Annotated in this window: 25 protein-coding genes and 1 pseudogene; 17 read left to right on the top strand and 9 right to left on the bottom strand. The window is 67.6% G+C overall.

Going from position 1 to position 25,776, the window contains the following annotated elements; genetic code table 11:
- Positions 1-94 precede the first annotated feature (94 nt).
- The 4 genes and pseudogenes from VHB27_RS06570 to VHB27_RS06585 all read left to right on the top strand — a co-directional run.
- A pseudogene (locus VHB27_RS06570) lies at positions 95-301 on the top strand (NAD-binding protein); the annotation flags it as partial.
- Positions 302-407: 106 nt separating this feature from the next.
- Positions 408-2,114: an AMP-binding protein gene (locus VHB27_RS06575; protein ID WP_325598444.1), complete on the top strand. Its 1,707-nt coding sequence runs from the start codon at positions 408-410 to the stop codon at positions 2,112-2,114.
- A 342-nt stretch (positions 2,115-2,456) separates the two neighbouring features.
- The gene (locus VHB27_RS06580; RefSeq protein WP_325598446.1) at positions 2,457-3,170 is read left to right on the top strand and encodes a glycoside hydrolase family 19 protein; all 714 of its coding nucleotides are present in this window, start codon (positions 2,457-2,459) and stop codon (positions 3,168-3,170) included.
- Position 3,171: 1 nt separating this feature from the next.
- Entirely contained in the window at positions 3,172-3,816 is a 645-nt protein-coding gene (locus VHB27_RS06585) for a hypothetical protein (protein ID WP_325598448.1), read from the top strand.
- A gap of 37 nt (positions 3,817-3,853) precedes the next feature.
- On the opposite strand, the gene VHB27_RS06590 is transcribed toward VHB27_RS06585, so the two are convergent.
- The gene (locus tag VHB27_RS06590; protein ID WP_325598450.1) at positions 3,854-4,141 is read right to left on the bottom strand and encodes a hypothetical protein; all 288 of its coding nucleotides are present in this window, start codon (positions 4,139-4,141) and stop codon (positions 3,854-3,856) included.
- 170 nt (positions 4,142-4,311) lie between these two features.
- Between VHB27_RS06590 and VHB27_RS06595 the strand changes: the two genes are divergently transcribed.
- Positions 4,312-5,499, top strand: a complete 1,188-nt coding sequence (locus tag VHB27_RS06595) for an iron-containing alcohol dehydrogenase (protein WP_325598452.1) — start codon at positions 4,312-4,314, stop codon at positions 5,497-5,499.
- A gap of 6 nt (positions 5,500-5,505) precedes the next feature.
- On the opposite strand, the gene VHB27_RS06600 is transcribed toward VHB27_RS06595, so the two are convergent.
- Positions 5,506-6,084, bottom strand: coding sequence for a YqaA family protein (locus VHB27_RS06600; protein WP_325598454.1), 579 nt, complete (start codon positions 6,082-6,084; stop codon positions 5,506-5,508).
- A gap of 87 nt (positions 6,085-6,171) precedes the next feature.
- Here VHB27_RS06600 and VHB27_RS06605 point away from each other — a divergent pair, with 87 nt between their 5' ends.
- The gene (locus VHB27_RS06605) at positions 6,172-7,857 is read left to right on the top strand and encodes a thiamine pyrophosphate-dependent enzyme (protein WP_325598456.1); all 1,686 of its coding nucleotides are present in this window, start codon (positions 6,172-6,174) and stop codon (positions 7,855-7,857) included.
- 29 nt (positions 7,858-7,886) lie between these two features.
- Here the strand turns inward: VHB27_RS06605 and VHB27_RS06610 are convergent, their stop codons facing one another.
- On the bottom strand, positions 7,887-9,110 hold the full coding sequence (locus tag VHB27_RS06610) for an MFS transporter (protein WP_325598458.1): 1,224 nt from the start codon (positions 9,108-9,110) through the stop codon (positions 7,887-7,889).
- 160 nt (positions 9,111-9,270) lie between these two features.
- Between VHB27_RS06610 and VHB27_RS06615 the strand changes: the two genes are divergently transcribed.
- Together VHB27_RS06615 and VHB27_RS06620 are read left to right on the top strand one after the other, a co-directional pair.
- The gene (locus VHB27_RS06615) at positions 9,271-10,161 is read left to right on the top strand and encodes a VOC family protein (RefSeq protein WP_325598460.1); all 891 of its coding nucleotides are present in this window, start codon (positions 9,271-9,273) and stop codon (positions 10,159-10,161) included.
- Positions 10,162-10,274: 113 nt separating this feature from the next.
- The gene (locus VHB27_RS06620; RefSeq protein ID WP_325598462.1) at positions 10,275-11,072 is read left to right on the top strand and encodes a hypothetical protein; all 798 of its coding nucleotides are present in this window, start codon (positions 10,275-10,277) and stop codon (positions 11,070-11,072) included.
- 22 nt (positions 11,073-11,094) lie between these two features.
- Here the strand turns inward: VHB27_RS06620 and VHB27_RS06625 are convergent, their stop codons facing one another.
- The 3 genes from VHB27_RS06625 to VHB27_RS06635 form a co-directional block, all read right to left on the bottom strand.
- Positions 11,095-11,577, bottom strand: coding sequence for an RES family NAD+ phosphorylase (locus VHB27_RS06625; protein WP_325598464.1), 483 nt, complete (start codon positions 11,575-11,577; stop codon positions 11,095-11,097).
- An 11-nt stretch (positions 11,578-11,588) separates the two neighbouring features.
- Positions 11,589-12,134: an antitoxin Xre/MbcA/ParS toxin-binding domain-containing protein gene (locus tag VHB27_RS06630; protein WP_325598466.1), complete on the bottom strand. Its 546-nt coding sequence runs from the start codon at positions 12,132-12,134 to the stop codon at positions 11,589-11,591.
- A 62-nt stretch (positions 12,135-12,196) separates the two neighbouring features.
- A complete protein-coding gene (locus tag VHB27_RS06635; protein WP_325598468.1) occupies positions 12,197-13,510 on the bottom strand; it encodes an MFS transporter in 1,314 nt (437 codons plus the stop codon).
- Positions 13,511-13,588: 78 nt separating this feature from the next.
- Here VHB27_RS06635 and VHB27_RS06640 point away from each other — a divergent pair, with 78 nt between their 5' ends.
- The 9 genes from VHB27_RS06640 to VHB27_RS06680 are packed head-to-tail and all read left to right on the top strand — an operon-like array spanning position 13,589 to position 20,951.
- On the top strand, positions 13,589-14,104 hold the full coding sequence (locus VHB27_RS06640; RefSeq protein ID WP_325598470.1) for a thioesterase family protein: 516 nt from the start codon (positions 13,589-13,591) through the stop codon (positions 14,102-14,104).
- A gap of 3 nt (positions 14,105-14,107) precedes the next feature.
- A complete protein-coding gene (locus VHB27_RS06645; RefSeq protein ID WP_325598472.1) occupies positions 14,108-14,728 on the top strand; it encodes a Uma2 family endonuclease in 621 nt (206 codons plus the stop codon).
- A gap of 11 nt (positions 14,729-14,739) precedes the next feature.
- Entirely contained in the window at positions 14,740-15,393 is a 654-nt protein-coding gene (locus VHB27_RS06650; protein ID WP_325598474.1) for a TIGR04283 family arsenosugar biosynthesis glycosyltransferase, read from the top strand.
- Positions 15,390-16,019: a TIGR04282 family arsenosugar biosynthesis glycosyltransferase gene (locus VHB27_RS06655; protein WP_325598476.1), complete on the top strand. Its 630-nt coding sequence runs from the start codon at positions 15,390-15,392 to the stop codon at positions 16,017-16,019. Before VHB27_RS06650 ends, VHB27_RS06655 begins: the two co-directional genes overlap by 4 nt.
- Positions 16,019-17,134: a serine hydrolase domain-containing protein gene (locus VHB27_RS06660; RefSeq protein WP_325598478.1), complete on the top strand. Its 1,116-nt coding sequence runs from the start codon at positions 16,019-16,021 to the stop codon at positions 17,132-17,134. Before VHB27_RS06655 ends, VHB27_RS06660 begins: the two co-directional genes overlap by 1 nt.
- Positions 17,131-17,922, top strand: a complete 792-nt coding sequence (locus VHB27_RS06665) for an enoyl-CoA hydratase-related protein (RefSeq protein WP_325598480.1) — start codon at positions 17,131-17,133, stop codon at positions 17,920-17,922. Before VHB27_RS06660 ends, VHB27_RS06665 begins: the two co-directional genes overlap by 4 nt.
- A gap of 16 nt (positions 17,923-17,938) precedes the next feature.
- Positions 17,939-19,309, top strand: a complete 1,371-nt coding sequence (locus tag VHB27_RS06670; RefSeq protein ID WP_325598482.1) for an MmgE/PrpD family protein — start codon at positions 17,939-17,941, stop codon at positions 19,307-19,309.
- A complete protein-coding gene (locus tag VHB27_RS06675; RefSeq protein ID WP_325598484.1) occupies positions 19,306-20,049 on the top strand; it encodes a glucose 1-dehydrogenase in 744 nt (247 codons plus the stop codon). Before VHB27_RS06670 ends, VHB27_RS06675 begins: the two co-directional genes overlap by 4 nt.
- Positions 20,050-20,063: 14 nt before the next feature.
- Positions 20,064-20,951, top strand: coding sequence for an MBL fold metallo-hydrolase (locus VHB27_RS06680; RefSeq protein WP_325598486.1), 888 nt, complete (start codon positions 20,064-20,066; stop codon positions 20,949-20,951).
- A 90-nt stretch (positions 20,952-21,041) separates the two neighbouring features.
- On the opposite strand, the gene VHB27_RS06685 is transcribed toward VHB27_RS06680, so the two are convergent.
- The 3 genes from VHB27_RS06685 to VHB27_RS06695 all read right to left on the bottom strand — a co-directional run bounded on the left by VHB27_RS06685 (position 21,042) and on the right by VHB27_RS06695 (position 25,672).
- The gene (locus VHB27_RS06685) at positions 21,042-22,694 is read right to left on the bottom strand and encodes a thiamine pyrophosphate-binding protein (protein WP_325598488.1); all 1,653 of its coding nucleotides are present in this window, start codon (positions 22,692-22,694) and stop codon (positions 21,042-21,044) included.
- A 129-nt stretch (positions 22,695-22,823) separates the two neighbouring features.
- Positions 22,824-24,332 carry a pyruvate kinase gene (locus VHB27_RS06690; protein WP_325598490.1) on the bottom strand — a complete coding sequence of 503 codons (1,509 nt, stop codon included), beginning with the start codon at positions 24,330-24,332 and terminating at the stop codon, positions 22,824-22,826.
- A gap of 107 nt (positions 24,333-24,439) precedes the next feature.
- Positions 24,440-25,672 carry a CaiB/BaiF CoA transferase family protein gene (locus VHB27_RS06695; protein ID WP_325598492.1) on the bottom strand — a complete coding sequence of 411 codons (1,233 nt, stop codon included), beginning with the start codon at positions 25,670-25,672 and terminating at the stop codon, positions 24,440-24,442.
- Positions 25,673-25,776: the final 104 nt, after the last annotated feature.

Raw genomic sequence — 25,776 nt, forward strand, 5'->3', positions numbered from 1 at the left:
CAGCATCATCAGCCCTGCCTCCTCGGCCGCCGCCGCGACGGTGCGGGCGCTGTCGACCTAGTGCCCGGCCCCCGGTCCGGCGCCGGCCGCGCCCTCGAACCGGGACTACGCGCCGGGCTTCATGACCAAGCTGATGGTAAAGGACGTGCGGCTGTCGCAGGCGGCGGCGGAGTCCGTCGGCGCGCCGACGCCGCTGGGGGCGCAGGCACTGAGCTTCTACGAGAAGGCGATGGAAGCAGGGGACGCGGAGAAGGATTTCTCGGTTGTGTTCCGCTGGCTGGCGGGGCAGACGCGGGGATAGCGGGCCGCGGCTGCCGTCTGACGGCCGTTCCGCGCGGTGTCGGGGTGCGCTATAACCACGCGCAACGACGCCCCGGAGATGGGCGGCGGGGAGACGGAGACGGATCATGACCACTCAGGCCTTCAAGACCGCGCGTGATTTCCTGTTCGCCCATCGCACTGACTACATCGCCGCCCATCGTGATTTCCGCTGGCCCGACCTGGACGATTTCAACTACGCGCTGGACTGGTTCGACGCCGAACTGGCCACGACCCACGCCAACGACCTGGCGCTGAAGATCGTCGGCGCCGGCGCCGCCACGCGGACGTTCGGCGCGCTTTCGGAAGCCTCCAGCCGCGTCGCCAACGGGTTGCGCGCACTTGGCGTCAAGCGGGGGGAGCGCATCCTGCTGATGCTGGGCAACATCGTTCCGCTGTGGGAGGTGATGCTGGCGGCGATGAAGCTGGGTGCCGTCGTGATCCCCGCGACGACCTTGCTGACGCCTGCGGACCTGAAGGACCGTTTCGACCGCGGGCGGGTGCGGCATCTGGTCGCCGCCGGCGCCGATGCGGCGAAGTTCGACGGCCTGGACCCGACCGTCACGCGGATCGCGGTCGGCGACGCGCCCGCCGGCTGGCACAGCTACGAGGCGCTGCTGCAAGCGCCGGCGGCGTTCGTCCCGGACGGGGCGACGAAGGCGACGGACCCGCTGCTGCTCTATTTCACCTCCGGCACGACGTCGCGGCCGAAGCTGGTGGAGCACACCCACCAATCCTATCCGGTCGGGCACCTGATCACGATGTACTGGATCGGGCTGCAGCCGGGGGACATGCACCTGAACATCTCCTCGCCGGGCTGGGCCAAGCATGCCTATTCCTGCTTCTTTTCCCCCTGGAACGCGGCGGCCACGGTGTTCATCGCCAACCAGCCGCGCTTCCACGCCGCCGGCATGCTGGACGCGATCGTCGAACACAAGGTCACCACGATCTGCGCCCCGCCCACGGTCTGGCGGATGTTCGTGCAGGAGGACCTGGCGCGCTGGAAGACCTCATTGCGGGAGGTCTGCTCCGCCGGCGAGCCGCTGAATCCCGAGGTCATCGAGCAAGTGCGGAAAGTCTGGGGCCATACCCCGCGCGAAGGCTACGGCCAGACCGAGACCACCCTGCTGATCGGCTGTTTCCCCGGCCAGGCGGTCAGGCCCGGCTCGATGGGCCTGGAATCCCCCGGCTATCGCATCGCGCTGCTCGACACCGAGGGGCAGAAGGCGGAGGAGGCCGAGGTCTGCGTGGAACTCGATCCCGCGCCGGTCGGGCTGATGCGCGGGTACCGGAACGACGACGGTTCGTTCGTGCCGCTGGGCCGCAAGACCGGCAACCACCTGGCCTATCGCACCGGCGATGTCGCAACGCGCGATGCCGACGGGTATTACACCTATGTCGGGCGGGCGGACGACGTGTTCAAAGCCTCGGATTACCGCATCAGCCCGTTCGAGCTGGAAAGCGCGCTGGTCGAGCACGCCGCGGTGGCCGAGGCGGCGGTGGTGCCGGCGCCCGATCCGGTGCGGATGGCGGTGCCGAAGGCCTATATCACCCTTGCCGCAGACCACGAACCGGACGCCGCCACGGCGCTGTCGATCTTCCAGCACCTGCGCGCGACGCTGGCGCCCTATAAGCGGGTGCGGCGGATCAGCTTCGGCGGGTTGCCCAAAACGATTTCCGGCAAGATCCGCAGGGTCGAGCTGCGGCAGACCGAAGAGAGACTGGCCAAGGCGAGACAGAGGGCGGACGGGGAGTTCCGGGAGGAGGATTTCCCTGAGCTTTCAGGACGGGGATAAGGGGTTGCAAAAGCGACGTTCCCGACGGGAACCGTGCCATCGGTGCGGTTGAAAGCCGGCCGTCGATAGGATGGTCGGCAGGCCGGCGGGAGAATGTCGGAAACGAAATTGCTTGACATTCGGCATGAAATGTGACTTAATTCCCACATTCGAGCCATGCCAGCCGCCCCGCATCTTTCAACCGGCGTTGATCCCGATCTCCGGGGAACGCGATTAGGGGGAGCGCGATCAGTGCCGGTCTACGGTTCCGTGATCTCCGTATCTCCGAAAGTCCGCTCGGCGGACGCCGCCGTACATTACATTGGAAACCATTTCACCTCGTCCCGATTTGAAGGAATCCCAGTGTCCGCCCCGACAGACCTGTTCGCCGAACCTTCACTGTCCCCAGCCGCCGCGGCGGCGACGCTCGTCCTCACCACGTCCCGCCCATCCCTTTCCGATCGTCTCGTTCGGGGCCTGCGTGCCGTCGCGCCGCGCCTCTCCGACGCCGATCGCGCCGCCTGGGCCCAAGCGCTGGCCACCCCGCTCGGACAGGCCGCCGTCACCACCCCCAACCGCATTGCCGCCTTCCTCGGGCAGTGTTCGGTCGAAAGCGACGGGTTCCGCGTGCTGGAGGAAAACCTCAGCTACAGCGCCGCGCGCCTCTGCGCCGTCTGGCCCAGCCGTTTCCCGTCCGAGGCCGCCGCCCAGTCCTGCGCGATGGAACCGGAACGGCTGGCGAATACCGTCTACGCGGACCGGCTGGGCAACGGCGACAGCGCCTCGGGCGACGGCTGGCGTTTTCGCGGCCGGGGCCTGATCCAGATCACCGGGCGGGAGACCTACACGAAGTTCGCCGCGGCGATGCACCTGGCGCTGGACGCGGCGGTCGAGCATGCCGCGACCCGGCAAGGGGCCGCCGACAGCGCCGCCTGGTTCTGGTCCTCGCGCAGGCTGAACGCTCTCGCCGACGCCTGGATGTTAGAAAAAATGACAATCACCATCAACGGCGGCTCCCAGGGCGCGGCGGAACGCGCGCGCCTGTGCGAGGCCGCGCGCCATGCCATAGGAGCCTGATATGTTCGCTGCCCTGATCCCCCTGGTGCTGACCCTGGCGCCGCAACTCGCCGGCCTGATCTTCGGGTCGAAAGGCGCCGACGCGACCGCGAAGGTCGCCTCCGTGGTGCAGACCGTCGTCGGCACTGCCGCCGACCTGACCGCGCCGGGCGGCGCGGAGGCGGCGGTGGCGCATCTGCAGGCCGATCCGCAAGCCTCCAACGAACTGGCGGCGAAGTTGGCGGAACTGCACGCGCAGATGCAGAAGGACGCGGACGCCGAGGCCGACGCGCTGCGCAAGGACGCGCTGGACGACCTCAAGACCCGCCTCGCGGACACCGGTTCGGCGCGCGACATGGCGACGGAACTGGCCAAGACGCATAGCGGGCTGGCGTACGGAGGCGTGGTGGTGTCGATCGTCATCGTCGCCGCGTTCGGCTGGACCACCTATTCCGTGCTGGCCAACCGCCTCAGCGCGTCCGACGGCCAGTTCGGCTCGATCCTGGTCGGCACGCTGGCGGCGATGGCCTCCCAGGTGGCGAATTACTGGCTGGGCTCCAGCGTGAGCAGCACCACCAAGAACGCGCTGCTGGCAAACGCGCAGAACACCTTGGCGACGAGCGTGCCCAGCAACCTGCTGCCGGCGGCGACGTCCCGCCGATCCTGAGCGATATCCGGCCGAGGCGTGCCGACGCCCCGGCCGGTCACGGCACGTGGACGATCTGGCCGGGCATCAGGACGTGCAGCAGGAGCAGCAGCAGCACGACGATCACCGCCAGCCGCAGAATGCCGCCGAGAAGCCGGAGCGCCGCCAGGATCACGATCACGGTCACGGCGATCAGGATGATCGACTGAAATCCCTGGGGAACGCCCGCGGTATCCATGGCCTGCCGCAACGCGGCTTCGATCGCCACGACCGCGGCCAGGATCAGGCCCCCCAGGCGGGCCAGCAACTGAACGATGTCGTTCAGGATCTGCTGTAGACTGGCCATCACACCCTCCGTTCCTGAAACGGCCATGCGCCGTTCCTCCCAACTCTACCTCTTCTGCTGGACGCAGCGTCGATTCGGGAGAGGGGATGAGGCCCATCCGGGTTCGATCGGGCGGTGACGACGCCCGCCGCGCGCGCTAAACCGCGCTGACAACGCCGGAGGAAGCCGCGATGACCCAGATCAACATGAATTTCGCCTCGCCCCGCCTGATGCTGGTCACCGGCGGCGCGGTGAAGCAGGTCGCCGAGGTACTGGGCAAGTTCGGCCTGTCGCGTCCCCTGGTGGTCACCGATCCGTTCATGGTGAAGTCGGGGCACGTGCAGCACTGCCTCGACCCGTTGGCGGCGGCGGGGATCGCGGCGTCCGTGTTCAGCGACACGGTGCCCGATCCGACCGACACGGTGGTCGAAACCGGCGTGGCGGAGTTGCGGAAGGGCCAATTCGACTGCCTGATCGGCTTCGGCGGCGGCTCGCCGATCGACACGGCGAAGGCGATGGCGATCCTGGCCGCAGGCGGCGGGAAGATGCGCGACTACAAGGCGCCGTTCGCCGCCGACAAGGGGACGCTGCCGGTCATCGCCATCCCCACCACCGCCGGCACGGGCAGCGAATGCACGCGCTTCACCGTCATCACCGATGTCGAGCGCGACGAGAAGATGCTGATCGCCGGCCTCGGCGCGCTGCCGCTGGCGGCGCTGGTAGATTACGAGCTGACCTACTCCGTCCCGCCGCGCACCACCGCCGACACCGGCGTCGACAGCCTGACGCACGCGCTGGAAGCCTATGTGTCGAAGCGCGCCAACCCGATCTCCGACGCGCTGGCGCTGTCGGCCATGGCGCTGATCGGGGCGAACATCCGCACCGCCTATGCCGAACCGCGCAACGCGGTGGCGCGCGAGGCGATGATGCTGGGCGCGACCGAGGCGGGGCTGGCGTTCTCCAATTCCTCCGTCGCGCTGGTGCACGGGATGTCGCGGCCGATCGGGGCGCATTTCCATGTGCCGCACGGGTTGTCGAACGCCATGCTGCTGCCGGCCATCACCCGCTTCTCCGTTCCGGGCGCCGAGGTTCGGTATGCCGCCGCCGCCCGCCGGATCGGCTTCGCGGCGGCCGGCGACGGCGATGCCGTCGCGGCGGCGAAACTGGTGACGGGCCTGGAGCAGCTCAACAAGGACCTCTCGGTGCCGACGCCGGCGGAATACGGCATCAAGGAAGCCGACTGGACCGGCAAGATGGCATTGATGGCGGAGCAGGCGCTGGCCTCCGGCAGTCCCGGCAACAATCCGCGCGTGCCCAGCGCGGCGGAGATCGTGGGCCTGTATCGGGAGGTGTGGATCGGCGCGGCGTCGAACCGCTGATCCGGCCTACAGGAATTTCAGCGCCAGGAAGCCGGCGACGATCCCCACCGCCAGCGCGGTGGTCACCAGGGTCAGCCGCTTCTCGATGAACACGCGCACCGAATCCCCGAAGAAGTGCAGCAGCGTGGCGACCAGGAAGAAGCGGCCGCCGCGGGTGACCAGGCTGGCCGCCATGAACAGGCCGAAGCTGAATTGCGCCGCGCCCGCGGCGATGGTGACGATCTTGTAGGGGATCGGCGTCAACCCTTTGATCAGGATGATCCACACGCCGTATTCCTGGAACCTCGCCTGGAACGCTGCATAGGCGTTGCCATAGCCGTAGAATTGCAGGATCGGCCGAGCGAGCTGGTCGAAGACGGCGTAGCCGATCAGGTAGCCGAGGGCGCCGCCCACGACCGACCCGATCGTGCAGACCAGCGCGAAGCGCCAGGCCGCGCGTGGTTTCGCCAGCGCCATCGGGATCAGCAGCGCGTCAGGCGGGATGGGGAAGAAGCTGGCCTCGGCGAAGGCGATCGCCGCCAGCCACCATGTCGCATAGGGAGAGGCCGCGAGCGCCATGACCCGGGCGTAGAACCGCTTGAGCATGGGCGCGCCTGTTAGCAGAGCCCGCCGGTCTGGTCACTTGAAGATCGCGCGCCTATCGTCGGCGTGACCGAAGGGAGAAATACCAGGATGACCACCACCGTCGCCCGCCTGCTGGCGGACAGCCTCGAAGCCCATGACGTCGACCAGATTTTCTGCGTGCCGGGCGAGAGCTATGTCGGCCTGACCAGCGTGCTGACCGAACGCAACTCCATCCGCATGATCGTCTGCCGGCACGAGGGTGGGGCCGGCTTCATGGCCGTCGCGGACGGGCGGCTGCGCAACCGGGCGGGGGTCTGCATCGTCTCGCGCGGGCCGGGATTGTCGAACGCGCTGGTGTCGCTGCATTCGGCCTATCACGACGCGACGCCGATGGTGATGCTGGTCGGACAGGTGGAGCGCAAGGATTTCGGCCGCCTGGCGTTGCAGGAGCAGAACTATTCCAAGCTGCTGGCCGACATCACGAAGTCGGTGATCGAGGTGAACGAGCCGGAAATGGCGTCCGAGGCCATCGCCCGCGCCTTCCATGTCGCCGAAAGCGGCACGCCCGGGCCGGTCGCGGTGATCTTGCCGGAAGACATCTTCGATGAAACCACCGACGCGGAGCTGAACCGGCCGCGCCCGCGCGTCGTCGCCGGGCCGCGCACGCAGGACCTCGACAAGCTCGCCGGGATGCTGGCGAAGGCGGAGCGCCCGCTGATCCTGACGGGCGGGGCGCTGCTGGCGGACAGCCTGCACGACCAGCAGGTCTACGCCGACCTGCGGAAACTGTCGGAGACCTGGGTGCTGCCGATCAGCCCGACGCATCGCCGGCCGCAACTGTTCGACGCGCATCATCCGAACTATGGCGGCTACATGGGCATCCGCGTCCCGCCGGCGCTGATCGGCGAGATGAAGAAGGCCGACCTGCTGGTCGCGCTGGGGGAGCGGCTGACGGACACGGTCAGCCAATCCTATACGTTCCCCTCGGCGCCGCAGCCGCAGCTTCCGCTGGTGCATGTCTGGCCGGACGCGAACGAGGTCGGCCGCGTCTGGCGCGCCGACCTGGGCATGCCCTGCGATCCGTATGAAGTCATCAAGGGCCTGCTTGCCCGCACGCCGCCGTCGGATGCCGCCAAGCGCCGCGGCTGGGTCGACGGGCTGCACAAGATCCATCTGTCGCTGCTGGAAAAGACCTGGGAGCCGACCACCGACGGGCTGAACTTCGCGGCCGTGGTCTGCGAGATCGACAAGCATCTGGCGCCGGACGCGGTGGTGACCTCGGATGCCGGCAATTTCGGGTCGTATCTACATCGGTATATCAGCTTCAAGCCGGGGCAGGAGTTCCTGTCGTCGGTGGTCGGGGCGATGGGGTCGGGGATGCCGATGGCCGTCGCCGGCTGCCTGCGCCGGCCGGGCCGGCAGGTCGTCGCGTTCATGGGCGACGGCGGCGCGTTGATGATGGGCAACGAGATCGCCACCGCCTGCCAGTATGGCGGCAATCCGATCGTGGTGATCTCGGACAATTCCATGTACGGCACGATCGGCATGCACAGCTATGTGCGCTATCCGGACCGCAAGTTCATGGACGCCACGCGCCTGACCAATCCGGACTTCGCAGCTTGGGGCCGGTCCTTCGGCGCCGAGGGGATCACCATCCGTTCCGAGGCGGAGGTTGCCGAGGGCATCGCCCGTGCCTTCGCGGTGAAGACGAAGCCGGTGGTGGTGCACTGCCTGACCTCGGCGATTCAAATGAGCGCGTGGCGCCGGTTCCAGAAGGGCGACGTGCTGCCCTGACGGTCCGGTGGCGGGAGGGAGGGGCGTGGTCAGGCCCGCCTTTCCCGCCGGCGCCAGACGACACCGATCGCCGTCACCGCGGCGAACCCGGCGGATGCGACGATGTCGATCGCCATCCTGGGGCCGGCGAAATCCGCGATCGTGCCCATCAGCAGGATGCCCAGCGGGCCCATGCCGATGCAGACGGTTAGCAGCCCCATCAGGCGCGAGCGGATCGGCATCGGCGCGTGCAGCACGATCAATGAGGTCTGCATGTTGGAAAACGCCGCCGACCCGAACCCGCCCAGCGCCAGCAGCCCGAACGCCAGCCAGAACGACGGCATCATCGGCATCGCCACGACGCAGGCCATGTAGAGCATCGACCCGCCGACCATCAGCACGCGCCCGCTGATCCGTGGCTCCTTCGTCGTCAGCCAGGCGCCCCCCAGGGCGGCGCCGAACGCTTCCGCCGCGGCCAGGACGCCCACCAGCGTGGCGGAGACGTGGAAGACCTGCCGGCCGATCGGGGCGAGCAGGGCGCTGTAGGGGAACCCCATCAGGTTCATCGCCACCGTCACCGCCAGCACGCCGCCGATCACGACGTCGCGGCGGACATGGCGCAGCCCTTCCATCAGGTCGCGCGGCACGTGGCCCAGGACCAGCCGCCGCGTTTCCTGCCGGTAGGACAGGCCCGATCCCAGCCAGGCCGACACGGCGTAGACGCAGGCCGACACGGTGAAGCACCCGCCCAGCCCGCAGCGCTGGTACAGCGCGCCTGCCGCCAGCGGTCCGACCAGGCGCGTAACGGAGTTCGACATCGTGTCGAGCGCCAGTGCCCGTGACACCAAAGGCGGTTCCACGCACTCGCCGACCATGCGGCGGCGGGTGGCGTTCTCGGTCGACCACACGATGCCGGCGACCGTCGCGGTCAGCACGATGTGCCAGGGACGGGCGATGCCGGCGAGGCCAAGCAGCGCGACGGCGGCGGAGGCAAGACAGGTCAGAACCTGGCCGGCGAACAGCACGTGCTTGCGGTTCAACGCCTCGGTCACCACGCCGGAGAAGGCGCCCAGCAGGAGCATCGGCATGGTCCGAGCGGCGGAGACGATCGCGACGGCGAAGCCGGACCCGGTGACGTCCAAGGTGAACAGCGCGGCCGCCAGCACTTCGAACCAGCGCATCGTGTTGACGCAGGAACCGATGGCCCAGAGGCGCAGGAAGGCGGCGGAACCGAACAGCGCGCCCAGGCCGGATCGGGTGGCGATTCCGGTCATGGCTGTCGGGCCGGCAATGGTCGGGCAGTCACGACGTTTCCCCGATGGTCTCGTTAGGCGGTCTCGTTATCCGGCACCTAAGCAAATCCGGGCCGCCATGGACCAGTCCCATAGCCCTGATTATAGTGCAACCCAGACGCAAATGATGGGGGCACTAGGGATGGACACAGTCATCACGCCGACCTTCGATCGCACGCAGGAAGACCTCGGCAACATCGTCGAACTCGGGCACGTCAACGTGCGCGTGCCGGACCAGGCGAAAGCGGTCGCCTATTACATCATGGGCCTTGGTCTCACCCGCGACCCGTACCTGATGGCGGGGCTGGAGAACATGTGGGTCAATGTCGGCCGCGGGCAGTTCCACCTGCCGACACGCGGCACCGACGTGGTGCGCGGCACCACGGGCCTGGTGATGCCGGACCTGGAAGCGCTGCTGCGCCGGCTGGACTATGCCAAGAAGTTCCTGGAAGGCACCAAGTTCAGCTTCAAGGAAGTCGGTGACACGGTCGAAACGACCTGCCCGTGGGGCAACCGCATCCGCGTGCACGCGCCGGATCATGCCAAGTTCGGCCCGATGCGCGTCGGCATGCCCTATGTCGAATGCGACATCGCCGCCGGCACCAACCTTGCCGCCATCGCCAAGTTCTACACCGAGATCCTGGGCGGCATCGCCGGCGTTGCCAGCGACGAACGCGGGCCATACGCCTGGGTCAGCACCTCGGCCGAGAGCAAGGTGACGTTCCGCGAAAGCAAGACGCCGCTGCCGGAGTACGACGGGCACCACATCCAGATCACGCTTGCGGACTTCTCCGGCCCGCACAAGAAACTGCTGGAGCGTGGGCTGATCAGCGAGGAAAGCGACCAGCACCAGTACCGGTTCCTGGATATCGTTGACGTCGATACCAACAAGCCGCTGCACCGGATCGAGCATGAGACGCGCAGCATGCGCCATCCGATGTTCAACCGGGTGTTCGTCAACCGGAACCCGGATATGAACAACCGCAACTTCGTGCCGGGCTATGAGGTCGGACTCTGGGCGATGCCGGCCTGACCATCGTTTCGACGTCAAACGGGCTCGTTCAAGGGGCCGATCGCGGCATCGGCCCCATACGGGACCGGAGAACCGGTCCGATGCCTGGCGCTCGCCGTCACGGGGAGAGATCCATGCCACTGACACCCTACCACGTCGAGGCGGTCAATACGGCCAAGGCGTCCGAGAACAAGATCCACGACGACGCCACCGCCCAGCGCTTCGGCTTCAAGGGCGGGTTCGTCGGCGGGGTCAATGTCTATGGCTACATGGCGCATCAACCCGTCGCGCGCTGGGGACGCGCCTGGCTGGAACGCGGCACCGGCGAGGCGCGCTTCGCCAAGCCGGTCTATGAAGGCGACATCGCCGAGGTCTCGGCGACCGAGGATGCCGGCGGCCTGTCGCTTCTGGTCACCAGCGACGGGGTCGAATGCGCGACCGGCCGCGCGGTGCTGCCGTCCGAACGGAGTCCGGTGGTGCTGGACGACTATGTGGCCGTCGCGCCGCGAACCCAGCGCCCGCCGGCCGACGAACGCTCCCTGCGCGTGGGCGACTGGCTGGGCATGCAGCCGCTCAAGGCAACCGCGGAATGGCATGCCGAAATGCTGCGCGACCTGCGGGAGACCGAAGGGCTGTACGCGCGTGAGGGGATCATCCATCCCGGCACGACGCTGCGGTGCTGTAACTGGGTGCTGACGCACAACGTCGTGCTGCCGGCCTGGATCCACATGGGTAGTTCGGTACGAAACCTCTCCCTCGCTCACATCAACGACACCCTGACCCTTCGCGCTCGGGTGACCCAGAACTACGAGCACAAGGGACATAAATGGGTGGAGCTGGAATGCCTTTTGGTTGCTGATGAAACAAGACCGGTGATGCACGCGATGCACATCGCGATCTATCGTCCCCGTCAGTTGGCCGAGGCGGCGTAGCTGCCCCGACATTGCCGTGTGCTCACACGACTTGGCGTCGTATTCGTTGCGAACCGAATAACCGTGGATCGAGCGTGACCGGATGGTCCGGCCCGACCGTGATCCGCCGGGAGTCCGGATGGTCCGGATTGACAATGACATTCGTGTCCCGTCCAGCCGTCACCACCGAGGGCACGATCAGCAGGGCGGACCGGCCACTTTCGATCCAGCCTCGACCGTAGGCCTGAGCGACGGAGGCATCCCGCGGATTGTCCCAACCGGGGTAGGCGGCTGGATCGAAGGTTTCGCGTGTTACGTTATCCGGCACGATCGCCTCGACAAACCGAGCGGCGCTGGGTGGTGTCTTGCGATTTGCGTGAACGAGGACTTCGAGCAGGCACACGGCGAAGCCGGTGCCCGTGTAGATCGCCGGCAGTCCCGGTGGGTTCCAACGCTGACCGAACAGCCGCGCGCCCTCACCGGACCAGATCGGGTGGCGGCCGGTCACGATGCGCCAGAGCCGCAAGGGGGAGTCGCTCAGAGAGCGAGGCCGTATTCGAGCGCGGTCAGAAGCTGTTCGACACGCCGTGTTCCCAGATCGGTCTTGACGGCGTCCATCGGGCTGCGTCCATCGAGTTCAGGATGCGGCGTCGTCATGAACGCGCGTGCTTCATCGATCGAGCCCAGGGCGCGGCAGGCATGGACGAAAAGCCGAGCGGCGCGTTCCGTGCGCTCGCTTTCCTGCAGAGACAACAGGTTGGTTCGGCGGTCGAGCGTCGTCTTCGGAACAATGCCCCATTCCAAGGCGGAAATCCGAACCTTGTCGTCACCGGCGATCGATTCCGCCACATGCCGCAGGGCAGCGCGGGGCAGGCCTTGCTCGACCGCCCGCGCGATGAAGACGGGAGACGGAGACGGCACGACGCCGGCCCCTCGCGCCGGCTTGACCTTGACGACGACCGAAGCGCCGTCGTCATCCCGGATCACCGGATCATGGTGTCCCCCGCGTGCCGTGACATGTCCCCGCAGGAACGCGAGACCCATGATGTCGGCGATGGCCTTCGCATCGTAGTCCGTGAGCATGTCCGATCCTGACCAGTTGGGAAGAAATAATGCCCCAGATGGCCAGATGCAAGGCCCGCAGCCTATCCCCGTCCCAGCCGCGAGAAGCTGATCACCGACGCCACGCCCGAGAACCCGGCCGCAACCCCCAGCGCCACCGTCACCTCCTGCCCCACTTTCCCCGCCAGCAGCCCGAAGATCACCGCCACCGTCACGCCGCCCGTGGTCATCCCTGCCAGCCGCGCGGTGGACAGCATCCCCGACGCCACCCCCGACCGCGACCGTGGCGCGGCAGCGATCAATGCTCGATTGTTCGGCGCCTGGAAGAATCCGAACCCGATCCCCGAGATCATCATCCGCCACACCACGTCGATGAACCGCGGATCGGGCGGCAGCATGTTCAGCAAGACGAGGCCCGCCGTCAGCACCACCAGCCCGATGCCTCCCAACAGCCCGGCCGGATAGCGGTCCGACAGCCGCCCGGCGATGGGTGCGACGACCATCACCACCGCCGGCCAGGGCGTGATCAGCAGCCCGATCTGCGACTGGGTCATGCCGCCGCCGATCGCGAAATAGAACGGCAGCGCCAGGTAGGCGATGCTCTGCGACGCATACGAGCAGACCGACGTCGCCACCGACAAAGCGAAGATCGGCTTGCGGAACAGGTCGACCGGCAGCATCGGCGCGGCCAGGCGCCTCTGCCGCCGCACGAGGAACCATGCGGCCGCCGCCCCCAGCGCCAGCAGCGTTCCCACCAACGCGCGGCCCTGTCCCTGGCCGATGCCATTGAGCCCCAGCAGCAGGAACCCGAAGGTCGCGGCGTTGAGTCCGGCGCTGATCCAGTCGAACCGGTGGCCGGCCAGCGGCGTCCGTGGCAGCGATCCGCGTGCCAGCACCAGGGCCACCACCCCCAGCGGGACGTTGAACAGGAACAGCCAGTGCCAGGACGCGACCGCCAGGATCGCCGCCGCCACCGACGGGCCGGCAGCCGAGGAGGTCGCCACCACCAGCGCCACCGACGCCACGCCCCGGCCGAGTTGCGCGCGCGGAAAGATGAACCGCACCAGTGCGGTGTTGACGCTCATGATCCCTGCCGCGCCAAAACCCTGCAGGACCCGAGCGGCGACGAGGGTGGGGAGGGAGGGGGCAAAGCCGCAGGCGAGGGAGGCGACGGTGAACGCCGTCAGGCCCACCCCGTAGATCACACGGTAGCCGATGATGTCGCCCAATGCCGCCAGCGGCAGCAGCGAAACCGTCACCGACAGTTCATACGCATTGACCACCCAGGTCGCCGCCGCCGGCGTGCTGTCCAGTTCCCGCATCATCGTCGGCAGGGCGATATTGGCGATCACCGTCCCCAGCACCGCCAGGATGATCGCGATCGTGATGGTCAGCATGGCCTTCCGGCGCGCAGCGGGAGGCAGTCCGTCCGATTCTTCGGCACGGATCGTGGCAGGGCTCGTCATGAGCCCAACTTGACCGAGGCCCGCTTCGGCAACAAGGTGCGCCGCACCATGAGCAAGCCTGTCATTGAAATCGAGGACGTGGTCCGTCCGGAATGGATCGATTCCAACGGTCACATGAATCTCGCGTATTATGTCGTCGTTTTCGACTACGCGACCGACGCGCTGTACGACGCGCTCGACATCGGCAACGCCTATCGCGCGCGTACCCAGTATTCCTGCTTCACCGCGGAAACCCACACGCTCTACGAACGCGAACTGCACCTGGGCGAGAAGCTGCGGGTGCGCAGTTGGCTGTTGGGTGCCGACGCCAAGCGGGTCCACTACTTCCACGAGATGTTCCACGACGCGAGCGGCGAACGGTCCTGCGTGCAGGAACTGATGGCGCTGCATATCGACATGCGCGTCCGCCGCGTCGCTCCGTTCGAGGCGGAGAAATACGCAACGATGCAGGCGCTCGTGCGCGAATACGCGCCGATGGAATTGCCGAAGGGCTGCGGACGGCGGATCGCTCTGCCCGGAGGCTGAGCCGTGATCCACGGGGTGTCGCACTACCTGCTGCGAAAGCTGCTCGTCCGCCCCAGCAAGCGCAAGCACAAGCCGTCGCCGGTCATGATGCTGGCTGAGTCGTTCCTGCCCTGGCTGGCGCAGCAACCGGCGGATGCGGACGGACGGCGCGAACTGGTCTGGGCCGAGGTCGTCACCCGGCCCGACCACGGCGCCGACCACGCTCGGGCCCGGGCGCATGTCGCCGACTGCCTGGCGCAGGCCCTGGCCGCCGCCGGCGTCAAGGCGGATGTCCATACGGACGGGACGCTGATCCGGATCGACGACCTGCACGTCTGGGCGCCGGACGTCGTGGTCCGGTTCGGCACGCCCCTGCCGCCGGACGTGCCGGCCTGCGACGATCCCGTGATCATCGCCGAGATCCTGCCGGCCGGCACGCCGCGCAAGGACATGCAGGAACGCGCCGCGTTCTATTTCCAGGTCGCGTCGCTGCGGCACTACCTGATCCTGCGGCTCGACGATCCGGTCGTCATCCATCATGGGCGCCAGGACGACATGGTCCAGGCGCGGATGGTCCGCGATGACACGCTGTACCTCGACCCTCCGGGCGTGAAGCTGGGCGATCCGCGCTGGCCGCCGCGTTGAGGGGGGGGGCGGTGGACCTGTCGGTCATCATCCCCACGCTGAACGCCGCGGCTGCGCTGCCGGCGACGCTGGCTGCCATCGGTCCGGGGCCGGAAATCGTCGTCGCCGACGGCGGCAGCACCGACGGCACGGCCTCGGCGGCGGACGGCATCCGCCTGGTGGCCGCGCCGCGCGGGCGGGGCAGTCAGCTTGCCGCCGGAATCGCCGCCGCGTCCCATCCCTGGCTGTTGCTGCTGCACGCCGACACGCGCCTGAGCGCGGGCTGGCGAGCGGCCGTCGCGGCGCACCAGGCGCGCACGCCCCGGGCCGCCGGCTATTTCCGCTTTCGCCTCGACAGTACCGATCCGCGGGCACGCCGGCTGGAACGCCTCGTCGCCTGGCGCTGCCGGGTGCTGGCGCTGCCCTATGGCGACCAGGGGCTGCTGATCCATCGGGACCTGCTGGCGGCTGCCGGCGGCATGCGTCCCTTGCCGTTGATGGAGGACGTGGACCTGGTCCGCCGCCTCGGCCGGCATCGGCTGGCGCCGCTGGCGGCCGACGCTGTCACCTCGGCCGTGAAATGGGAGCGGGATGGCTGGACCCGCCGGTCCGCGCGCAACCTGGCTTGCCTGTCGCTGTGGTTCGCCGGCGTGCCGCCGGAGGTCATCAAGAGGCTCTATGGATGAGGGACACCGTCATCGTCTTCGCGCGCGCCCCGCGCCTGGGCGCCGTCAAGCGGCGGCTGGCGCGCGATATCGGCGACCGCGCCGCGCTGCGTTTTCATGTGGCGACGCTGACCGCGCTGCTGAACGGGTTGATTTGCGACGGGCGGTTCGACGTGGTCCTGGCCCAGGCACCCGACCGTGCCCGTTTCCGTCTGTCCGCGCTGGCGCGGCCGGTGCGCCGGATCGGGCAGGGGCGGGGCGACCTCGGCGCACGCATGAACCGGTGCCTGCGGCCCTTTCGCCGCGTGGTGCTGATGGGGGCGGACATCCCGCTGGCCTCGGCGGTGGATGTCGCGGCAGCGTTCCGGCGCCTTGGAACCGCCGACGCCGTGTTCGGTCCGGCGCGCGACGGCGGCTATTGGCTGATCGCCCTGGGGCCGCGCCGGCCCGCTGACCTGTTCGGCCACACCCGCTGGTCCACCGAACACGCCCTGGCCGACACGCTGCGCCAATTCCGGCGTCACCGCGTGGCGTTCCTGCGTACCCTTTCCGATGTCGACACGATCGAGGACTGGCGCGCGACCCTGGTCACGTCACCCTCGGGAGGCCATAGTGCGCCGCCAACCGAACCGGAGGACCTGTCCTGATGCCGCTCCCGTCCATCGTGCCGCCGCCGCATGGCCAGGCATGGCCCGAGGCGCCCGCCGATGTCGCCGGCATGAACTGGATCTGGCTGGAGGAAGCCGGCCATTTCGCCACGGAGAACGAAATCCCCTGGCCGTACGACCTGCGCCTGCACCTGGAAAGCGGCTATTTCGAACCGCCGCCGTTCAACGAGATCCTGGGCCCCATCCGTCCGCGCGGCCCGGCCAACGGATTGGTGCTGCGCAACGGGTTCAAGGTCGCGACCTGGGGGGAGACGGACCAGGTCGACTACACGTTCTCGGCTGCCAAGAGTTATCTGAGCCTGCTGGCCGGTGTCGCCGTGACGGATGGGTTGATCGCCGACCTGGACGAACCCGTTGGACGCACCGTGCGGGACGGCGATTTCGACAGCGCGCAGAACCGCGACGTGACCTGGCGGCACTTGCTGCAGAACACATCGGAATGGGAAGGCGAACTGTTCGGCAAGTCCGACATGATCGACCGCAACCGCAACCTGGGCCTGGAAGGCAAAGGCAGGAAAGGCGACGCTCGGCCCTTGTCGGCGCCCGGAACGCACTGGGAATACAACGACGTCCGCGTCAACCGTCTGAGCCTGGCGCTGCTGCACCGGTTCGGCCGGCCGCTGCCCGAGGTGTTCGCCGAACGCATCATGCGGCCGATCGGCGCGTCGGACGATTGGCGATGGGACGGGTATCGGACGTCGTTCGTGGATGTCGGCGGCCAGATGCTGCAAAGCGTGCCCGGCGGCACGCATTGGGGCGGTGGCGTGCTGATCCATGCCGAGGACCAGGCGCGCATCGGGCTGCTGATGCTGCGGCGGGGCGAATGGGGCGGCAGGCGCATCTTGCCGGAAAGCTGGATCGCTGAATCGCTGAAGCCGTGCGCGCTGAACCCAAGCTACGGGCTGCTATGGTGGCGCAACGCCGGCCACCGGCTCTACAAGAACGCGCCCGAGGACAGCATCTTCGCGCGCGGCGCCGGCGGCAACCTGACCTGGATCGCCCCGTCTCTGGGCATCGTCGCCGTGCTGCGCTGGAACGATCCGACCGCCGCCGACACGTTTTTCCGACTGATCATGCAGGCTATCGAGCAATGAGCACTTACGAAACGATCACCGTCACCCATCCGCAGGACCACACCGTGCTGGTCACGCTGAACCGGCCGGAGGTCGCGAATGCGATGAACACCCAGATGGGCCTCGACCTGCTGGCGGTGTTCGACGGGTTCTGCGCCGCGCCGAACAAGCAGCGCTGCGTCGTGCTGACCGGTGCGGGCGCCAAGGCCTTCTGTGCCGGTGGCGACCTGAAGCAGCGCAACGGCATGACCGACGAGCAGTGGCAGGACCAGCATCTGATCTTCGAGCGGATGGTGCGCGCCATCATCGCCTGTCCGGTGCCGGTGATCGCGGCGGTCAACGGGGCGGCCTATGCCGGCGGGATGGAGATTTCGCTTGCCTGCGACTTCATCTATGCCGCGGACCATGCCCGCTTCGCCCTGACCGAGGTCACGCTGGGCATCATGCCCGGTGCAGGCGGAACGCAGAACCTGCCGCGCGCGGTGGGGCCGCGACGCGCCAAGGAGATCCTGCTGACCGGCAAGCCCTTCACGGTGCAGCAGGCGTATGACTGGGGTATGGTCAATCGTATCTGCAAGGCGGATACGCTGGTCGCCGAAGCGTTGGAGACCGCGGCCGCCATAGCGGCCAACGCGCCGATCTCCACGCGGCAGGTGAAGCACGCGGTCAATTACGGGATGAACATGGACCTGCAGAGCGGGATGATGTTCGAAATCGAGGTCTATAACCGCATGGTCCCGACCGAGGACCGGCGCGAAGGCATCCGCGCCTTCAACGAAAAGCGGAAACCGGTCTACAAAGGGCGATAAAACCACGGAGGAACCCATGAACGCGATCAGCGACATCCGAACCGGCGAGGGCCTGACCCGCGCCCTGGCCGAACAGGCGCGCGCGCTGCGCCACCAGGACATCCCCGACACGGCCCGCCTGTGGGCCAGGCAATGCATCCTGGATGCGATCGGCTGCGGGATCGCCGGCACCTCGGATGAGCTGGTCGACCTGCTGCTGGCGGAAATGCGCGAACAAGGCGGCGTCGAAACGGCCTCGGTCTTCGCTCGACCCGGCAAGCTGCCGCCGCTGTCGGCGGCGCTGGTGAACGGCGCGGCGGCGCATGCGCTGGATTTCGACGACGTGAACCTGGCGATGCCGGGCCACCCCTCGGTCGCGATCCTGCCCGCGCTGCTGGCGTTGGCCGAGGAGCGCGGTTCCAGCGGCGCCGACGTGCTGACAGCGTTCGTCGCGGGGTATGAACTGCAATGCCGCGTCGGCAAGGTGATCGCGCCGGGCCACTACGACAAGTTGGGGTTCCATGCGACGGCGACGGTGGGCAGCTTCGGCGCGGCGGCGGCGTGCGCGCACCTGCTGGGGCTGGACGGCGAAAAATTTGCCCGTGCCCTGGGCATCGCAGGCACCCAGGCGGCGGGGCTGAAGTCGCAGTTCGGCACGATGTGCAAGCCGCTGCATGCCGGCAAGGCATCCTATAACGGGCTGCTGGCCGCGAAGCTGGCGGCGCGCGGCTTCACCAGCCGCACCGACATCATCGAATGCGGCCAGGGTTTCGCCCGCACCCACAGCCCGGACTTCAATCCGCAGCGCGCCTTCGACACGCCGCCGAGCGGTTGGTACGTTTGCAACAATCTCTTCAAGTACCACGCGTCCTGCTACATGACGCATGCCGCGATCGACGCGTCCCGGTCGTTGCGGGAGGAACATGGCTTTGCCCCTGAGGACATCGAGTCGGTCGGCGTGCGGATCGAGGAAGCCTGCGACCGCATCTGCAACATCCCCGCGCCCACCACGGGGCTGGAAGCGAAGTTCTCCCTGCGCCTGACCACGGCGATGGGGCTGGCGGGGGTCGATACGTCGCGGCTGGGTTCTTACTCGACGGAGGTCGCGGCCGATCCGGTGCTGGTCGGGCTGCGCGACAAAGTGTCGCTGGACCTGCGTCCCGGCATCAGCAACACGTTCAGCGAGGTGTCGCTGAAGCTGCGGGACGGACGGTCGATCTCGGCCCAGCACGACTCCGGCGTGCCGGCCGCCGACGCGGTCAAGCAGGGGGAACGCCTGGAGAAGAAGTTCATCGCCCTGGTCGATCCGGTGCTGGGCGCGGAAGCCGCCGGCACGCTGGTCAGCGCTATCCGCCATTTCGACGAGCAGCCCGATATCCGCGGCATCATGGCGGAGGTTTCGGCATGAGACTGAAAGACAAGGTCGCCATCATCAGCGGCGGCGCCCATGGCATGGGTGAATCCGAGGCACGCCTGTTCGCCAAGGAAGGCGCGGCCGTCGTCATCGCCGACGTGCTGGACAAGGAAGGCCAGCATGTCGCCGCGGATATCGAAGCGGGGCAGGGCCGAGCGCGCTTCATCCATTGCGACGTGACGTCGGAGGCCGATTGGAAGAAGGTCATCGATGAAACCATCGCGACCTATGGCCGCCTGGACATCCTGGTGAACAACGCCGGCATCAGCGGCAGCTCGGTTGGCGATGCCGACGACCTGCAGGGCTGGCAGCGCATCATGGCGATCAACGCGCAGGGCGTCTTCCTGGGCACCAAGCTGGCGGCCGCGGCGATGATCCCGAACGGCCGCGGGTCGATCGTCAACATCTCCTCGATCATGGGCTTCGTCGGCAGCGCGGACAGCCACCCCGGCTATGCGGCGTCGAAAGGCGCCGTGCGGCTCTATACCAAGGCGGCGGCGGCGAAATACGGGCCGCACGGCGTTCGCGTGAACTCGGTGCATCCGGGCTACATGCCGCCGATGCTGAACGCCACAAACGCGGCGGGCCGAGCGGCGAAGATCGAGCAGACCCCGCTGCGCAGGCTGGGGGAGCCGATCGAGGTCGCGTATGGCGTGCTGTTCCTGGCGTCCGACGAAGCGTCCTTCGTCACGGGCACGGAACTGGTGATCGACGGCGGATATATCGCGCAATAACGAGAGGACAGAGGATGGTTCAGGTTCCAAACGCCCAGATTCCGGGCGTTTATCACCGTAAGATCGGCGACATCGTGGTGACTGCGCTGTCCGACGGGTATCTGGATGGCACGGTGGAAGTGATGCAGAACATCGCGCCGCCCGACGCCGAGAAAATCCTGTCGGATGCGTATCGTCCAGGGCGGCGGACCTCGGTCAACTGCTACCTGGTCTACTCCGCCGGGCGATTGGCGCTGATCGAGACCGGGTCGGGCGACTACCTGCTGCCGACAGCGGGCAAGCTGCAGCAGAACCTGAAGGCCGCAGGCGTGAACCCGGCGGATATCGAGGCGGTGATCCTGACGCATATGCACCCGGACCACTCCGCCGGCCTCGCCAACCCGAAGACCGGCGAGAAGTTCTTTCCGAATGCCGAACTGATCGTTCATCAGAACGAACCGCGGCATTGGAACGACGACGGGGCGATGTCACGCGCCGACGACCGCGCCAAGCGCCTGTATTTCGCCGCCGCTCGGGAACAGATGGCGCCGTACCACAACCAGATGCGGACCTTCGACGGGGCTGTCGAGGTGTTTCCAGGCGTAACGTCCGTGCCGCTGCATGGACATACGCCGGGGCATTCGGGCTATATGATCGCGTCCGGCGGCAAGTCGCTGCTGATCTGGGGCGATATCGTGCATGTGCCGGAGGTGCAGGTGCCTCGGCCCGAGGTGACGATGGCCTTCGACACGGACCCCAATGCGGCGGCCGCGACGCGGAGGCGGATCTTCGACCAGGTGCTGGCGGACCGGCAGTTGATCGCGGGGATGCACGTGCATTTCCCCGGCTTCGCGCATCTGGTGAAGCAGGGGGACCGCTATTTCATGCTGAACGAGCCGTGGGACCAGGCGTTCGGAGGGTAATCCGGTTTTCCTCTCGTGGCCCGGCTTGACCGGGCCACCCATCGGTTCAGGGGAGAGAGATGGCCCGGCCAGGCCGGGCCATGACAGTGATCAGGTCGAGTAATCCGAGAACGCCACGCCGGCGAACCGCGCGCGGTAGTCCGTGCGGACGTTCACCAGCGCGACCATGCCCTCATCGACTTTCTTCTGCGCCCGTTCCAGCGCCGGCATGATATCCTCGGCCTTGGTGATGTATTCGCCATAGCCGCCCAGCGCTTCGCAGATTTTGTCGTATCGAGTGTAACCAAGGTCGCGGCCGGGCTTTTCCCGCTTCGGATCGCCGGTCCAGCCGCCGTTCAGGCTGACGACGACCAGCAGCGGGATCTTGTGACGGATCGCGGTGTCCAACTCCATCGCGTTCAGTCCCAGGCTGCCGTCGCCGTGCACCACGATCACCTGCTTGTCCGGGCAGGCCACCTTGGCGCCCACGCCGAACGGCAGGCCCACGCCCATGGTGCCGAACGGACCCGAGTTCAGGCGATGCCCCGGCGCGAAGGTCGACATGGTCTGGCGACCGAAATTCAGCGTTTCCTGCCCGTCCACGCACAGGATCGCGTCGCGGTTCATGAAGTCGCGCACCGCCTCCAGCATGCGGACCGGATGGATGTCGCCGTCCTCGGCATATTTGTTCGCGCCCGAACCGGCGCGCTTGGCGGTCTCGCCGTCCTTCAGCGTCTTGCGCCAGTCGGCGTAGAGGCCCGGCTCGACGCGGCCCTTGATGCCTTCCAGCAACTGTCCCAGCACCGCCTTGCAGTCGCCCACGATCGGGATGTCGACATAGCGGGCGGCGGTGCCGATCTCCGCCGGATCGATATCGATACGGGCGATCTTCGCGGAAGGCCCGAACCGGGGCGGGGAGGCATGGCCGATGATGTAGTTCATCCGCGTGCCCAGCACGAGGATCAGGTCGGCGTCGCGGAACGCGCCCGATCGCATCGTCAGATACGAATACGGGTGATCGTCCGGCACGACGCCGCGGCCTTGCGGGGTGGTGTAGAACGGGATGCCGGCGGCCTCGACGAACGCCTCCATCTCTTTCCACGCTTGCGACCAGATCACGCCCGATCCGGACACGATCAGCGGCTTCTTGGCTTCCGACAGGGCCTGGATCAGCGCTTCGACCTGGCGCGGGTCACCCAGCGGACGGCTGTCCAGCAGCGGCCGGCCGGCGAAGCTCCAATCCACCAGGTTCTCGTCGATCTTCTGGTACAGCATGTCGCCGGGGCAATCGAGATATACGGGTCCCGGCTTGCCGGTCATCGCCTTCTGGAAGGCGAAGCTGATCTGCTGCGGGATGCGCTTGAGGTTGATTAGCCGGTCGACATGCTTGCAGCAGCCGCGCATCAGCTCGACCTGGTCGATTTCCTGGAACACCTGCCGGCCGAACTGCGACAGCGGCGACGACCCGCCGAAGGCGATGACCGGGCAGCAATCGATCAGCGCGTTGGCGATGCCGGTGATCAGGTTGGTGACGCCAGGACCCGAAGCGGCCATGCAGACCGACGGCACCTGCTTCAGGCGCGAATAGGCCTGGCAGGCGAACGCGGCCGCCTGCTCGTGGCGGACGTCGATCATCCGGATGCCTTCCTTGATGCAGGTGGCCTCGGCCAGCAGCATCGGCCCGCCCATGATGAAAAAGAGGTCCTTGACGCCCTCTTTCTGCAAACACCGAGCGATGATTTCCGAACCGGTGATTTCCGCCATTGTGAACGTCTCCTTCCCTCGCTGACCGCTGGCTGATCCGGCCCCCGTCGTCGTCTTGCTTGCCCGGTGATGCCGTCGCGCGCGCCGCCGTCGTAAGACCGCGCCACGCGCCGCCGTCACGATACCGCATTATGCCGCGCTGTCGAATCGCGGCAGCCCCAGATCGCTCAGCGGCCAGGACTGCAACGCGCCGAATCGCGCGGTTTTCTTGTCCTGGTGGCGGTCCATCCGGCGCAGCACGTCGGCGAGGAATCGCACGCCCTCCACCACGAACGGTCCTTTGTTCAGCATCACGCATTCCGCCCGCTGCGCCATCGCCGCGTCGGTGGCTTCCGGACGGCTGGGCATGCCTTCGGCGACAAGGTCGCTCAGCACCTCCGTCGCCCAGACGACGGGCACCCGCGCGGCTTCGCACAGCCACATGATCTCTTCCTGGATCTCCGACATGCGGGCGAAGCCGAGTTCGATCGCGAGGTCGCCGCGGGCGATCATGACGGCGGCCGGTCCCATCGCGGCGGCCTGCACGATCAGGCGCGGCAGGTTGCGCACGGCCAGCGGCGTCTCGATCTTCAGGATCACCGGCAGTGCCGGCTTGCCGGGTCGCCGGCGTTGCAGTTCACGGTGCAGCATGGCGATGTCCTCGGGCCGCTGCACGAAGGAGAAACCGACGCTGTCGGCGATCTCGGCCACCGTATCCAGGTCCTGCCGGTCCTTGTCGCACAGCGGGGACAGGTGCAGTTCGGTATCCGGGAAGTTGACGCCCTTTTCCGCGCGCAGGCGGACGCCCTTGGCGCGGGCGCTGAACACCTCCACCTCGACCCGGCCTTTGTCTTTCGCGATGACGCGGGTGCCCAGCTTGCCGTCGTCGATCCAAAGGTCCTGTCCGACCTGAAGGTGATCCAGTATCTCAGGAAACGAAATGGTCGCGATCGTCGTGTCGCCGTCCCGCGCCTCGGCCATCCCGGCAACGAAGGCGATGCGGTCGCCACGGAAGGCGCGCGGCTTTTCGGCGATGGTGTGCAATGTTTCGATCCGGCATTTCGGTCCGGCGACATCCATCAGGATGCGGCATTGCCGGCCCGCCGCCGTGGCCGAAGCCCGTACCAGCGCCGCCATCGCGCGCCAGGTGGCGGGGTCGTCGTGGGCGCAGTTGATGCGCGCGCAGGTCATTCCGGCTTCGACCAGGCCGTCGATCAGCGCCCGGTCCGTCGCGGCCTCGGTCGGCAGCGTCACCATGATCCGCGTGCTGGCGCCGATCGCATCGGCGCCGAAGAAGCGGTGCTGTTCCATCCGAAGCGTCCGTTCGCCCGCCGCCATCCGTCCCGGCGGCGGGTAAGGGGCGTCGGTCTCGCCGCACAGCCGCGCGAGCGTGGTGCATAGCGCGTCCAGGGACGCCATCACGTGTGCCTCGCTGCGTCCCAGGGACGACAGGCCGAACCGCGACAGCGACGGCTGCAGGTCGGACAGGTCATGGCGGCGAAGCGCCAGATAGGCGGCCAGGTTCGCCATCGCCGGCATCAGCCGGTGGTCCATGGCGGTCGCTTGCCAGGATTGGACGACCGTCCCCGCCTCCCGCTCCACCGCGTCGCGAAGAGCGCGCATCTGTGTCAGCAGGTTCGCCACCGATTGCTCCGTCATCGTCCGGCCCCTTTTGTCCGGACGGCAGGATAACCGCCTGGGAGGTCGCCGGGTTGACGGCGCGCAATCCGAACGATGAAGAAATCGAGACGCCCAGGAGGACCTTGTCAGCCGATGACCTTGCCGGTGCGCAGGTCGCCGATCTGGTCCTTGCCCAGGCCCAACCAGCCGGCCAGCACGTCGTCGTTGTTCGCGCCCAGCAGCGGCGCGGGCTTCAGTTCCGGTGGGCGCCCGCCGAAGCGCACCGGCCAGGCGACCATCTTGAAGGCGCCGCGCTCGGGATGCTCGAAGGTCTGGATGATGCCGCGGTCCTCGAAGCTCTTTTCGTTGTACAGCTCCATCGTATCCAAGACGGCCCCGGCGGGGATTCCGGCGGCGCCGATGATCTCCATCGCTTCGTGCTTGTCGTGTTGGCGCGTCCACGCCGCGACCATCTCGTCGACCTCCTGCTTGCGTTCCGCACGCGCCGCCGGGCTGTCGTAGCGCGCGTCGCCGATCAGATCCTCGCGCCCGATCACCGCCAGCAGGCGGCGCCAGTGCTCCGGATTGGCGCGGGAGGTGTAGACGTAGACGTAATCGTTCGGACCGCCGCCCTTGCAGGGGAACGTGCCCATCGGCGGGTTGCCGCCGGTGACCGAGGTATCCGCCGCCCGCGGCGCTGCCTTGCCGGTCGCCGCCTGCACCGCGAACGCGATCCGAAGGTAGTGCATCATGGCGTCCTGCATCGCGACCTGCAGGTGTTCCCCCTCGCCGGTGCGGCTGCGGCGGAACAGCGCGCCCAGGACGGAGATCGCCAGCAGCATCCCCGTGCCGGTGTCGCCCAGCGACGGGCCCGGCTTCAGCGGCCGCCCATCCAGCTCGCCGGTCGTGCTCATGATGCCCGAGCAGGCCTGGGCGATCATGTCGAACGCGAGGTTCTTCTCATACGGGCTGCCTTCGCCGAAGCCCTTCACCTGGCAGTAGACGATCGAAGGATTGATCGCCTTGATCACCTCATAGCCCAGGCCCAGGCGCTCGATCGCGCCGGGGGCGAAGTTCTCCACCATCACGTCGGCCTTGGCGGCCATGTCCTTGACCAGCTGCAGGCCCTTGGGGTCCTTCAGGTTGACGGTGATCGACTTCTTGTTGGCGTTGAACTCCAGGAAATACGGATGATCGGGGCCGGGCCCCGGTCCGCCCAGCTTCCGGCCCGGATCGCCGGCGGCGGGGTTCTCGACCTTCACCACCTCGGCCCCCAGCCATGCCAGGACTTCGGTGCAGGACGGTCCCGCCTCGAACTGGGTCATGTCCAGAACCCGTATCCCGGAAAGGCAGTCCGCGCCGAAGCTGTTGCTTGTCATTTACGTTTTCCCGTTTTTCGTGACGTTTCCGCGAACGCTAGGCTTAAAAAACCGCCATGGGTAGTCCCGCACGGGCACCCCGTCTGGTGTGCCGGCGCAAGGAA

It is taken from the genome of Rhodopila sp. (genome assembly GCF_035548235.1).
Taxonomy (GTDB): Bacteria; Pseudomonadota; Alphaproteobacteria; order Acetobacterales; family Acetobacteraceae; genus Rhodopila.